The sequence below is a fragment of the Dyadobacter sp. SG02 genome, from assembly GCF_900109045.1.
Taxonomy (GTDB): domain Bacteria; phylum Bacteroidota; class Bacteroidia; order Cytophagales; family Spirosomataceae; genus Dyadobacter.
Genome location: NZ_FNYL01000013.1, coordinates 169,034 through 183,363 on the forward strand (window position 1 = coordinate 169,034; position 14,330 = coordinate 183,363).

4 protein-coding genes are annotated in these 14,330 nt (G+C 52.9%); 2 read left to right on the top strand and 2 right to left on the bottom strand.

Going from position 1 to position 14,330, the window contains the following annotated elements:
* Positions 1 to 85: 85 nt before the first annotated feature.
* Positions 86 to 3,928: a caspase family protein gene (locus BMW93_RS26685; protein ID WP_090383628.1), complete on the top strand. Its 3,843-nt coding sequence runs from the start codon at positions 86 to 88 to the stop codon at positions 3,926 to 3,928.
* Here the strand turns inward: BMW93_RS26685 and BMW93_RS26690 are convergent.
* Positions 3,925 to 7,980 (bottom strand): caspase family protein, encoded by a 4,056-nt coding sequence (locus BMW93_RS26690; protein ID WP_090383630.1) that lies wholly within the window; start codon positions 7,978 to 7,980, stop codon positions 3,925 to 3,927. The genes BMW93_RS26685 and BMW93_RS26690 overlap by 4 nt on opposite strands.
* Positions 7,981 to 8,240: 260 nt before the next feature.
* Between BMW93_RS26690 and BMW93_RS26695 the strand changes: the two genes are divergently transcribed.
* Positions 8,241 to 11,423: a caspase family protein gene (locus BMW93_RS26695; RefSeq protein ID WP_090383633.1), complete on the top strand. Its 3,183-nt coding sequence runs from the start codon at positions 8,241 to 8,243 to the stop codon at positions 11,421 to 11,423.
* Here BMW93_RS26695 and BMW93_RS26700 read toward each other — a convergent pair.
* Positions 11,375 to 14,326, bottom strand: coding sequence for an ATP-binding protein (locus BMW93_RS26700; RefSeq protein WP_090383636.1), 2,952 nt, complete (start codon positions 14,324 to 14,326; stop codon positions 11,375 to 11,377). The two genes, BMW93_RS26695 and BMW93_RS26700, sit on opposite strands and share 49 nt — an antisense overlap.
* Between the last annotated feature and the right edge of the window lie 4 nt (positions 14,327 to 14,330).

The following is a 14,330-nucleotide window of genomic DNA, read 5'->3' on the forward strand; positions in this document are numbered from 1 at the left end:
TTTGGTAAATCGTCCCCTTCTGCGGCACGCCCCGGCTGCGCTGGCGGATGTTCCCTGCTTTTCTCAACCAAATTCCTCTTATCCCATGCGTTACGATACACTCGCCGCCGACGAAGCGGCATTCAAAAACCGGACTGATTATACGTTTACGCCCTTTACGGTGCCCGTGGAGGGCGAGAACCTTTCGTTGCGCGGGATATTTTGCAAACCCAAAACACGTTCGGGCTACTTCAACACGCCGGAACCGCCGCATCCGAAGCAGCGGATCGTCCTGCACTTTACGGCGGGCAATCTGAGTGGAGGTGTCAACACGCTCACCACACAGAATTTCCGGGTTTCGGTGCCGTTTGTCATTGCCCGTGACGGTACCATTTACCAGTTGTTCCCGTCGAAAGACTGGTCGGGACACATTGGCGCGGGTATCGGCAATGCGGGCACGGGCAATGCGCAGGACAAGGTGACGGTCGCGATCGAGATCATCAACTATGGTTACCTCGTCGAGCGCGGTGCCAATCTTGAAACGATTTATTCGCGACCCAAGGATAATCCCGGCCGCATTGACCTGTACTGTCCGCTGACGCAGACCGAGGCCTATCAGAAGCTGAACGTGCCGTTTCGCGACCAGAAATACTATGCATCCTATACCCAAAAGCAGTACGAAAGCCTGATCGTCCTGCTGCGGTTTTTAACCAAAAAATACAATATCCCGCGCCAGTTTCTCAACGAGTCGGTGCGGTACCAGGGCACGCAGGATGTGCTGAGTTTCAAAGGCATTGTGTCGCACGTCAACTACCGGACGGGCGGTAAATGGGACCTTGGCCCGGCATTCGACTGGCAGCAGGTAATCTCGGGTGTACAGGCACAGGCATACCAGCCCGCGAGCGCTACACGCGAGGCGTTCGTGGTGGAAGACGGACTGATCACCGACGAAGCCTCGCTCGAAACGCAGTGGGCCGAGCCGAGAGGTGTGGAAGTGGCCCCGCCGGAGGATTTCGAATCGCATTTCAACGATGAAGAAGGTGCCGCGGTGAAGCCGAACCTGCATGCATTGGTGGTCGGCATCGACGCCTACGAGGACCAGGTAGTATTGAACAAGAAAGTGGCTTTCCCAAAACTCCGGGGTTGCGTGGCCGATGCCACAAAAGTGCGACGGTACCTGGAAAACGACACATCGTTCGATCAGAAGTACATCCGGTTTCTAACTGACCAGCAAGCCACCAAAACGGCGATTACTGAGGCTTTCAAGGAGTTAGGAAAGGCCGGGAAAGACGATGTGATCGTGTTTTACTATTCCGGTCACGGCACGCAGGAAGTGGCGGATACGACGGTCTGGACCTCCGAGCAGGACGGCAAACTGGAATGCCTTGTGAGCTATTATGACGAAGACCACGACAACGAATACCTCATATCGGACAAGGAATTGCGGTACCTGATTAAAGACGTTTCCAAAAACGGGGCACATATCACCGTGATCTCCGATTGCTGCCATTCGGGGGACAATACCCGCAATGCCGGGCTGATCAAATCGACTTACGAAGAGGTGATCGAACGGCGAATCCCGTATGTTTTCCCGCAGCGGACCTGGGAGAAATTCATTTTCAGCCAGGAGCTCGCACCCGATGATTTTGCAGGTAAACACATCGATGCGGTATTGCCTCCGGCGAAGCACGTGAGCCTTTCGGCGTGCGAGTCCGACGAATCGGCGGTGGAAGTGAGTGGGGAAGGGGTTTTTACCAAATATTTGCTCAAATCCCTCGAAGCATCGGGCGGGCAGCTGTCCTATTCCGCGTTGCATGGCCGCGTGAAGCAAATGCTCAACAATGCCTTCGAGCAGACGCCCATCATGTACATTCCGCCCGCATACCACCGCGAGCTTGCATTGACTAACGTATTCAACAAACCCGGCGGCCCGGGCAATACCACTTACGCGGACGTAATCCGCGACGGTGCGGGCAACTGGGTACTGCAACGCGGCGCCGTGCACGGCATTGGTCGCGCAACCCGCGGCATTACCGTGCGCGACGACGACAAGATATATGATGCCAAAGTGCGATCGGTGGGGGCCGACACCACCATTCTCGCATTCGATAATGCCGTGGAATCGGAACTCGATACCTCGAAAATTTACGGGGGATACGTAGAGGGGTTGATGAGCCAGCAATTGAAAATCCATCTCAATAATGTGGATAATATTCTGACGGACAGTCTTTTGTTCGCCGAAAAACTCATAACCGAAATCCCGTCCCAGGCCAGACTGGAAGCGAAAGAAGCAGACGCGGATTACACATTGTCGTTCCGGAATGGCCGCGCCGTTCTAACCAAACCTTTTGATACTTTTCGTCCGGTTGTGGAGCAGATCGAGCTGGATTCGGAGGCATTTGCGGGTGAACTCGTGAAAGACCTCAAACACATTTCCAACTGGCATTTCCTGAAAAACCTGCGGAATGACGCGGCGGTAGGGACGCTGTTGAAGATCGAGGTGACCGATGCCGACGGCCAGCCGATCCAGGCAGTCAACGACGTTGTGAGGCTTAATTATCAGAAGGTTGACGGCGAATGGAAAGGAAGTGTCCGCATCAAAATAACCAATACCAGCACGCGTAAGCTGTATTGTTGCTGCATATTTCTGGATGCCGGTTTCGGCGCGTCGCTGGGTTTGCTGGACCCCATTGTTACCCCATTGGACCCGGGCGCTTCCAAGGAATTGAGCTACAATGGCGATACGACCATCCCGATTTCGCTGGATAATTATGTGCAGTTGTATAATTGGCCTAAAAACTCGGAATACCTGCAATTTATCGTAAGCGCCGAGGACCTGTCGAATATCGAGGAACTCACGCTTGAAAGCCTGCCGGCCCCTTTTACCGTAGGCAAAAAAGGATCTACCCGCGGTATCGGGAAGGGGATTGGCGAGACGGATAAGAACGTGGCGGCTAGCTGGTCGACGCAGTTGCTTTCGTTGGAGTACGTCAATCCGGAATACAACATCGTGGCCGAAGACGACCTTGCCGCTATGCTGGAAGACGAAAACCTCGCCGAATATGCATTGGGGAATTATTTCGAAGTAGTCACCAGGCTGGATTTACAACCCGAGTATCAGCTGAAACCGGATGTGCAGCTGCGCAACCGGGACGCGCACCTGGATGAAAAAGGGTTTATCCGGGACGGCTTGTTGGACGCTGCCAATAAAACGGCACGCCTGATCCGCAATTCCAAATACCGCATTATGCGCCTGAGGTTCCCACGGGCACCTAAAATCGTATCCGAAGGTGATTCGTGGTTCCAGCATCCGCTGGTGGTCGATACGATCGATCATTTATCGAAAGTATACCCGATTTACTGCGTAGCTGCGGCAGGTGATACGCTGGCGAACTATGACCGGGAAGGGGAGTGGCTGGAAGCGGTCGAAGACAAATCTCCCCGGTTCTTCCTCATCAGCGGCGGAGGAAACGACGTGCTGGGCGAGCAGTTCCGGAACCATATCAAAGCCGGGCCGCACGAAACGGGGCTCACACCGCAGGATTACCTCGAACCGTCGCTGATCGCCGAGCTGGATAACCTGCAAACCATTTATCGTAAAATGTTCAACGAATTGTTTGCATTACGGCCTGATATTCATGCGCTTTGCCACGGTTACGACTACATTACCCCGCTGGAAAAGACCGACAAGGGCTGGCTGGGGCGCTACATGATCGAAAAGGGGATGACGAGCCAGGTGGATCGCAAGGGCGTCATCAGCTACATTCTGAACGAGTTCAACGATCGTCTGCGCGCAGTATCGTCCGAATTCCCGAATGTGCATTACATCAATGCGCGTGGCCTCGTGGCCGACGATCAGTGGTACGACGAAATTCATCCTGACAAGAATGGCTTTCAGGCCGTTGCGGGAAGCTTCCTGAATGTGATCGACGGTTTGGTTGATAACTAACCAGCTGCCTTTGCACTTTCCCACGCCGCCTCGTCCGCGTCGCTGAAAATGGCACCATAACTTCTCAGGTTTTTCCTGACGGCCTCGGAGAAATTCGAGGCCGGATCGACGTTCCGGAAGTCGCATCCTTGCACGAGCAGGCCCGAGACGTTGACGAAGGAAAGCACCGGTTTGGAAGCTGAATCTTTGACGGTGATTTCGGCATACCTGCATTTGATATTGAAAGGCTTGGCCATCGCCGATATGAGCAGTTGCATTTCTGAATGCAGCTGCTTTTTTTTCGCCTCGTCGTCTACGACTTCGAGGCATTCGCCCGTCGCTACCGACCATATGCGGAAGTTGTGCCCGAAATCGCGCGAGAGAATCCGGGTGCCGTCGGCATTGTAGGTGGCATCCTCGACGCCGTAGGTGTGGCCCCTGTAAATGCGGATGCATTCGCCGGTTCCGACCAGCCATTCCCGGATCGTGAGGTCGTCGGATGTGGATATGATTTTGGTACCGTCGAGGCTGTACCTGGCCCGGTGCAGCCATTTTTCATGTCCGCGGAATGCCTGCAAAACGATGCCGGAGGCAATGTGTATTTCGCTGAAAGTGCGGTCGTAGTTTACGGTAAGGAGTTTTTTGGAATCGGGGCTGATCACGCATTTGTTCACCACCCAGTCGGATTGCCCGCTGATCGCGAAGAGCTGCGTGCCGGTCTCGAGGCTCCATTCGCGGATTGATTTATCGTCGGAAGCCGAAACGGCCCTGGGTTTGTCGGGCGAGTAGCTTGCAAAATTGACCTTGTCGGTATGTCCCGAATAGGTACGGCTTTCCAGTCCGGTTTTGACCGACCATTCGCGTATGGTTTTGTCTTTGGAAGTCGAGAGGATTTTTTCGCCATCGGCACTGTATATGGCGTGGTACACCTGGTCGGTATGCCCTTTGAAAAGCCTGAACGGTTCCTCACTTTCCCCGGACCATTCGATGATCGTACCGTCGTCGGACGCGGAGAGTACATGCGCCTCGTCGGGGCTGTAACACACGCTGTTGACCTTTTGCGTATGCCCGTTCAAGACCCTGAGGCATTCACCCGTTTCGACGGACCATTCCCGCACGCTCATATCAGCGGACGGGGAAAGGATTCTGTCACCTTTCAGATTGTAACTAACGGCCGATACATTTTTGCTATGGCCGGAATAGGTTTTAATGCATTTACCGGTCGCAATGCTCCACTCCCTGATCAGCTTGTCGTCGGTGCAGGTAAGGATTTTGGTACCGTCCGGTGCATATACCGCATTGTTTACCTTGGCCTCCTCATGGTCGTAGCTGGTCAGTTCAGTTCCCGAGGCAACCGACCATTCTTTGACAAACGTATCGTGCGATGCCGATACAATCTTTTGGGCGTCAGCGCTATATCGGGCGGAAACCACTTTATTGGTATGGCCAGAATATGTCTGTAAAAGTTTTCCTGTGGCGGTAAGCCATTCTTTAATGGTCCCGTCGTCCGAGGCGGTGAGGAGTTTCTTGCCGTCGGGACTGTAATGCACCTGGTTGATCTGCCCGTAATGCCCTCCGAAAACAAACCCCAGGCCATCCAGGATACTTCCGTCGAATCGTGCCGGAAGATATGCGTTGCCCTGGTGTCGGGTCAGCGGGAGACCGTTAAAATAGATCTGGCGCAGATCCAGATTGGTCAGATTCGCACCGGCCAGGCTCTGGCGCAGATCGAGCCAGATCGTCATCACATTGCGGATCACGAACCCGCGCTCGGCTTCCTCTGTAACGATACCCGAATCATTCCTGCACATATCCATCAACCGAGACAGCAGGTTTTCCCGTTCCACCAGTTCGAGGCGATTTTTGGCTGCATTCCAGGTGGGTACCGAATAATGCTCACCTTCTAATTCACCGAGTAGGCGCCGCAGGTATACCGGGATATAATTCCTGAAAAACACATCCGGCAATGCGCGCCGCACCAACGCGATCTGCGCCATGTTGCGTATATGGCATACCGCGAAGAAATCGCGGAAATTCTGGTGCAAAAACCGGAGATCGTCGCCTTCCATCACGAGCACGCGCAGGCGCTCGACGAGAAACTGTTTCACTTTGCCCGATCGCTGTTCCTTGTCATCCAGTTCAATGAGCACACCCAGGCCCAGTTCTTTCCGCCTGCCTTCAAATTCGGGATATATTTCTGTAAGCTCTTCGGTATTCAGTTCCTTGAATGCCTCGTCCAGCAAAGTCTTGAAATTGAAGGTTGGGTCGGCTAGTTTGCGGATGGTAATGGCATATTTTCCCTTGTCTTCCATCTTGTAGGCAAGGTAGGGCACGAGTACGCGTAGCAGGAAAGTCTGGTAAAGGATATCGGCTTCGTCGTTGGCATCGGTTAGCTGCGCGAGTTGGGCTTCATTGAAATTCCAGAGCAACTCGCCGTAAGTGGTCACTTTTTTGAAATGGAAGCGGTCGTCGTCTTTGAACCGCAATGCAATGTTATTGGCCCCGGAATAGAGCGTGAGCATCATCGGGTTGGCAAACAGTCCGAGCAAATCCTTATTGGTCGGTATTTCCTGGCCTTTTTCTTTCAGGTAAGCAACGACGGTTTCCGGCGTAAGGGGCAGGATCTGCATCAATGCGGCGCTCTCGCTGGTGAGGTCCAGTTTTTCGATCTGTCTGTTTCTGGATGAAATGATCATTTGAGTACCGCCTGCCCTCGCTGCAAGGTCGTTCACGGTGGCCATCAGGCGACCTTTCGGGACGGTCACTTCATTGAGGCCATCCAGTAGCAGTATAAGCGAGGGGCTGCCTTCCATAGGTGTTTCGAAAAGCTTCCAGAGCGCATTCACGGTCTCAGCGGGCGGCTCGGGGATATTCAGGAGATTTTTACAAATATACCTGACAACAAAATCGTTGCGCTCGGCCTCGGAAGCCGAGTTGTATTCGTTCAGCGGAATGAATACCGGAACAGGGCCGTTTTCTTCAAAGAGCAGGTCGCGCCATAGTAACAGCAGCGACACTGTCTTTCCCATTCCCCCATCCCCGACAAGCAGCGCCTGCGACTTTTTGTTTTTCCATAGAACCGTCACCGCCAGTTCGAGCGAAGCAACCTGGGTATCCGTTTTGACCTGGACATCGAGGTACTTACCCAGATTAATCTCCGAAACGAGGATACTCTCGATGTTCAGGTATTTGTAACGCCCTTTTTGCAACCGCTCGAACTGCGCTTTGGAACCGGCACGCAATGTGGCTTGCAGGTTTGCCGTGTCGAAAGGAGCAGTCGGCCGCGCAGCATTCACAGCGCGATGGAAGAAGAACTCGCCGAGCTTGTATTTCTGGTTGACGAGGCTCTTGCAAAGCGGTTCCAGGTCGAACCCATTGTCGCGCACCTGCTTCGTGATTTGCGCGCCCAGCCAGTTGATGGACACACTATCGTCGGCATTCTTATGAAGTATATCGATGAGCGCTTCCGCGAAGGGGCTCTTGTCCGGTACCACGCCGTTACGCCCGGCGGTGAGCACCCAGCGCGACGGAACTTCCTCGGAATCGGCCGATTGGGCTTGTTGTGTAACATCGATCTCCATCGTCGCAAATGCTTCCGAGAAACACGCGTCGACGATCAATACAATGTGATGCGCTTTGATATTCGACAGAATGCGGATTACCTCACTCACCGAAATGAGTTTTTTCAAATCACTAGGCCTTTCCGAAAGTATCGGCGCATCCGATGGTACCCAATAACCTTCTTTGTTTTTATCAAAATGGCCGTGCCCCGAAAAATAGATGATCAGGTTCTCGTCGGGCCTGACGCGGAGCTCGCCGTTTTCGTCCTTGTCGGCCAGGTAGCAGATTTCATCGAAAACGATGTCGGTTTTGGCATTTTTGTCGAAAAGCGGCTGGATAATGAGGTTTTCGTCCGAAAAACCGTAAGAGTCTTTGAGCACGGCAAAAAATCGCTGGCAGTCGGATACCGGGTATTGCAGCGGCGTCCAGTGGTCGTATTGATCTATGGCGACGAAAAACAGCCGGTTCCGTCTTGTTTTATGTTGCCGAGGGTTAATTGTCCCGATGCCCATGATGGTATTTTCGATGACTAAACTTTTAATTACGGTATTTTTCCGGGGTGTTCGGGAGGGCAGTAAAACAAATTATTTACCGGAACTCCCCGGGCCGCGACAGCCCCCCGGTCCGTCATTGATCCGTTCGATAACAAAGCATCCCGGGTGTTGATTTTAATGCATTGGGCAGGTAATTTCAGGCAATATGCGCCTTATGTTGCCCAGTTGCAGCCCGTTCGTCGCAGATAGCCGTTCTTTCAAACCCAACCTTTTATCCTATGAAAATCTTCGCCTTGCTGATTGGCATCAATGAGTATAGTCCGTCCTCGAACCCGCAAATCAGATCGCTGAACGGTTGTTTGAACGACGTCTCCGATTTTGGAAAATTTTTAGAGGAAAATTACGGGGACCTGATCCCCGACGGACGGCAAGTTCTCGTGCTTACCGATGCGAACGCGTCGCGGACGAATGTGATCGACGGATTCAGAAAACATCTTGCCCAGGCCGGGCCCGACGATATTGCGTTGGTATATTACTCGGGACATGGTTCGACCGGCATTACGGCGCCGGAATTTCAGGCGGCGACTTCCGACCGCCAGGAGCAGACCTGGGTTTTGCACGACAGCCGGGAGCCGGGCAAATATGACCTGGCTGACAAAGAAATAGCCCTTTTGATCGAAGAAGTGAGCGAGCGCAACCCGCGGATCGTGGTCATTGCCGACTCCTGCCACTCCGGTTCTGTCACGCGGGAGGTCGAACAGTTCCTGCAAATGCAGCCGCGGTTTGAAAAAGGTACCTCCGATGTGAGACCACTTGAAAGCTACCTGGACGGCGCCTACCTGCAACGGGGCAATGTCAATATCCCCGCTTCGGACCATCTGCTGCTCGCCGCCTGCGACCGGATCGAGCGGGCGTGGGAGTATAATGGGCACGGGCAGTTTACGCAATCGCTGATTTCCATGCTGGGCAAAAGCGGCGGGCAGGTTACCTATGCGGACTTGTTCGTTCAGGTGCGGGCGTTCATCCGGAATGCATTGAAAAACCAGACGCCGCAGATGGAAGCGCTTGGGGTTTTCAACGTAAGCCAGGGGTTTCTGGGCAGAAATGTAGACGGCGGACGGCTCACGCGCTACCGCGTATATATGAAGGCGGGCAAGTGGACGATCGACCTGGGTGCGGGCATGGGCATCGAGCAGCGGGTAGGCGAGCCTTTCAAAATCAAAATATACGATTCAGTAGCGGAAGGGCTGCTCATCGGGACTGTGGTGCTGGATGTATTGAACGTGACGGAAAGTACCCTGCAAACGGGCGCATTACCCCTCGACGAAAACAATGTGTATTGGGGAGAGCCGGAGTCGCTTCGCCTTCGACCGTTTTTCGTATATGGCGATGCCGCCGTGAAGCAGGTAATGCAGGAAACGCTGGCGAATGCTTCGGAGTCGGGTGTGATACTGACCGACGTTCCTGCCGCGGCATTGTTTGAACTGAAAATAGAAAACGGCAATATCGCCGCATATCACACGGGGAGCGACGTACGCATTCAAACGGTGCTTGGAACGGACAAATTCTCGGCGACACATACACTGACTATCCTGCAAACGCTCGCCCGCTGGCAAGCCCTGCTCGATTTGCAGAATGCGCAATCGGCCATTCTGCCTCAGCAAGTTACATTTAATGTGGAAGTTGCCCAGGGCGGGGCTACGGGCATATTCTCCGATCAGCTGATCACCCTCGATCACGATGGCGAGGATATTCCATTCAAAGTCAATTTCACCAATGGGACGGCCCGCACTTTAAACGTGTGCCTGCTCTACCTTTCGCCGGATTTCGGCGTGACGGTCATTTTCAACGATTCCCAGCCGGTGAGTCCGGGCACTTCGGTCGTGCTTACAAGCGACGTTTTTACACTAAACAGTGAAGAGGAGATCGATACCCTGAAACTGATCGTCTCAACGGAAGCCATCGACAGCAGCCTGTTCGTGCAGGAGCCGCTACAAATGGGCGCAACAGTAGCGCCGTCGGGCGGCCGCGGACTCGGCCAGTCCAAGAAAGGGATCGGCGGCGGCAAGTCCGACTGGATTACGAAAGCGGTCAGTATCAGGCTTGTTAAAAAAGCGGAGGAAGAACTGGGAGCGCAGTCGGTAGAAATCGGGAAGGGCATTACCGTGCAGCCACACGCGTCGTTCCGCGGCAAGCTCGGCTGGGCGCCGCTCGTTTCCAAAACCCGGAGCGTCGATAAGCCGGTTATCAACGAGGCCTATGCGGCAGGTAATCCGTGGTTCGAAATCGTGAACTTCGACGAAGGTACCCGGGGAGAAGACCGCAGCATTGCCGAGGTGGTCGAGATCAGCAACACGGCCGCCTTGAAAGAGAACCCATTGATCATCGACATCCGGCCTGAAAAGGAAGACGAGCTCGTATTACCTTTCTTCTTCGATGGCGAGGACTTTTTGCCGATGGGTATTGTGGCCATTCCCGAGCCGGGTTTGTTGCAGATCAGCGTGGATACCATTCCCGAAGAAGCTACGGAGAAAACGCGGAGCCTCGGTGGGGCTTTTCGCATGGTATTCCTGAAATTCGCCGGTAAACTGGGCATTAAAACCGATCCCAACCAGCTGCGTTGGGTGGATTATGATTACGAAGCATCCCGCGAAAGTGCCGGGCTGGAAGAGAAAGTAAGCCAGGCAAAATCAATGCTGCTGCTCGTACACGGCATTATCGGGGATACCGAGGACATGGCGAAGACATTCAAAATAGCGATCGACGCCGGTTATGACCTTGTGTTGACCTATGATTATGAAAACCTCAATACACCGATCGAAGAAATCGCGGCGATCCTGAAAGGCAAACTGACGGACCTTGGATTTCATGAAAACGACGGAAAGCAACTGACAATCGTCGCGCATTCGATGGGCGGGTTGGTGTCGCGGTATATGATCGAGGAACTGGGCGGCGATAAGCTGGTCGACAAACTCATTATGGCCGGTACTCCGAATGGCGGCAGCAAGTTTGGAGAGATCCCGGGTTACGTGAGCTGGACATCCGTGGCCCTGGCGTTGGGCACCAAGCTCTTTCCGCCGCAGGTGAGCGCGGTCACGGGATTTTTATCGACGGTTTTGAAAGTAGGTAATAAGCAGGTGCTGTACACTTTGGCACAAATGGACAGCGGGAGCGATTTTATCCAGAAATTGAACCAGCGAAATACCGCCCCGATTCCCTACTTCATCGTCGGCGGCGACCTCGACGCCTATTTGCTGGCCAGCAACGGACTGCCATTAATGGAAAAAGTGGTCACGCAAATAGGGACATGGGTTTACGAAAATACCATCAACGACATTGCCGTAAGCACGGACAGCATCTTCCACGCGAAGACGGCCGCCGTGCCGCAAAAGGTGTCTTGCCACCACCTCAACTATTTCGTGGTCGACGAATCGGTGGCTGCGCTGGCGAAACTGTTGTAACCGGCGCCGGGCGGTTGAATGGCGTCGAGCATCCGGATGATCGACGCCACATCGTTTTTAAGCGAATCCGGGACCATTTTCTTCCGGGTAAATGCTTGCAGGTCGGCGATCATCGCGTCGCGGTTGTAGACGGCGCTTTCCGCGTAAGTGCAGTTTTTCTCGCTGAAATTTTTGCTCAGGGCATATTTCCGATAGTAACCTCTGGCCTCCGCCACGTTTCCGGACAGGAGGTAGGCGTGCGCCAGATTTACGTAAATGTAGTCGAGGCGCGACTTGGGTGTGATAGGCACAGCCAGACCCTTTTTAGCATATTCAACCGACTTTTTAAAATTCCGGTCGAACAGCCGGTACCAGGATGCATTGTTATAGACGATCGACAGGTAGTGGTTCAGGCAGGTATCGCCGGGAAGTTTCTCCTGCATATCTTCCAGGAAAAGAATGTGGTCGTCGCTGGCGTAGCGTTTCGATTGTGCGCGGACGAAGGAAAAGAGCGTGTTACGCTCGTCCGCTCTCATTTTCTGGATTTTTGTTTCCAGTTCAGTACGTACGTTCCAAAAAACTTCGTTCAGGCGTCGGTTACCGTCCGCGCCAATTTTCCGGGTTAATGCCGCCCAGAGACCATAGTTGTACTGCCCCTCTACCTGTCTGACCAAAGCGCTCAGCACGCCTTTCAGGTTAACCAGTGATCCGGAATTTTCCGAGGAAAAGAAATGGCTCGACAGTCTGTCGATCGATGTGAGGTATTCGTTTTCAAGGTATGTCCAAAGGTCTTCTTTGGCCGCGATACTCGAATTCCTTTTCAGGTATTCCAGGTCTTCGGTATCCAGTGGCAGCAGGAAGCGCACCTTCGTTTCGGGAAGAAGCCGGGTACTCGGTTCGACTCTTTTGTTACCGGTCCAGAACAGCCGGGTAATGCCCATGCGGGTGTCCGAAATGGCTATCACAGAATCGTGCGGGAATCTTCTCAACGAGTTGTATTTGAATTCACTATCCACATCATAGAGCGTTTGCGTACTGTCGCTCAAAATGCCTTCCGATGTTAGCCTGAACGATTCACCGATATTGGTGGTGTCGAGCGACCTTTTCATCAGGAGCATTTTCCCATCGTTGTAGGATATCCGCACCAGCGTGGTATCGTGGCTGTTGATAGCCACCGTAATCCCGTGGTTAGCGCGGTCTCTGATCCAGCGGTCCCTGATGAGGCTGTACCTGTTTTCAAGCGTTCCCAGACGCTCGTTATACAAACTTACGGTGTTAGGTCCTGCTACAATCAGGAGCTTTCTTTCGCTTCCTACGTGCGCAAAAGCCATGTCGGTAATCGGTTCTACATTAAATATGGAGGCGAAATACAGATTTTCGTGCTCGGGATACCTTTTAATCTCGTCGAACATGCCGTCCCCGAACAATCCCGACAGCGTACTGTTCTGTTCGAACTGCTTGTAGAGGATATACTGCTGGGTTTTCGATCGGGCCAGGTTAATGAGCAGTCGGTACCGCGTACTGGTTTCCGAGCTCCATATCGTAATGAAAGTCAGAATAGTTAAAAGGAAAATGGCCCCCGCCGCATAGCTGAGCGCGTAAATGGTTGTGAGCCTGCGTTTGCTGTCCGCTACGAATTTCCATTCTTCCTTCGTCGGCTGCTTGCTCAGCGCGACATTCTCCTTAATGTCTTTGGATGATCGCTTGATGTCCCGTAAGTCGTTCCGGTCGAGGTATGATCGCAGGAACCATATTTTGTTGGACTGCTCGTACTTCACATAAGCATTCTTGATGGTCTTGATCGTCCGGGCAATGTGCGAATTTTCCAGACTGTATTTGTCGTAAATGATTTGGGCCAGACTGTCATGCGCGATTTCATAAATGCTGCCGGCTCCATTCCCGCCGTATTTGTCTAGCCGCAGGATGTTCTTGGTGGCCAATGATTTAACAATCGCGGTAGCAACGTCCAACGGGGCGGTTTGCGAAATTACCTCCTCGATTTTCTGCGGGCGTTTCGTGCCTTCGTCGCTCACGAAGCAGTACAACACATCCCGCACGGTATTGTAATTGACGCCCGGATGCACCGCCGAAACTTCGGCGATCGTGCTTTCGATCCTTTCTTCCAGGAACTGTTTAAGCACATTCTGGATATTGCCCACATCGGCCAGTAAGTTCATTTTGAAGCTTTTACGGGTACCGGGAGCCTTATGCCAGAGGCGGTCGAGGTAGATTTGAAGATGCGGGAGCTCAATCAGGTTCTCGTCTATTTTCAGGTTCCTGACGATCGCATCGACGGTAGCGTCGTCGGTTTCTATCTCAAAATATTCGCAGGATTTTTTAATGACGTTTTTAATATCGTTGTCGGTCATCCGCTCGATCAGCACGCGTTTGTCGAAGATCTCCGGTACAATGCTCTCGTACTTCTGCAACTGCGCGATGTAGCGCTCGCGCATGATGAAAATGACCTTGCACGGAATGTCTTTCGCGTCGAGTATGCGCCGGAGGTCGTTGAAAAACGTTTCCTGCTCTTCAATACCTCCTAAAATGAATATCTCCTCGAACTGGTCGAAAATCAGGTAAATGGGTTTGAAATAATCCAGATACAGGGATCTGAGGCAATCCAGGATATCGGAATCGAGGGGGAAATCTTTTTTGTTTTTCAGATTGATTTCCTTGCGCAGTGAAATATTGATGTCGTCGTACCGCCTGACAAATATTTCGAGCCAGTCGGTTTTTTCGAAGCAGTTGGCGAGGCCGCATTTGATGATACTGGATTTCCCGGTACCCAGAGGACCGTTTACCAGCACGATATTCGACTCGTGGATGTAATTATAGATGATCCTGATCTCGTCCTCTCTTTCAAAAAATGCGCTGCGTTCGTTTTTTTCGAATGAATCCAGCAGTTTGAACGGTGAGTGTGTCATGATG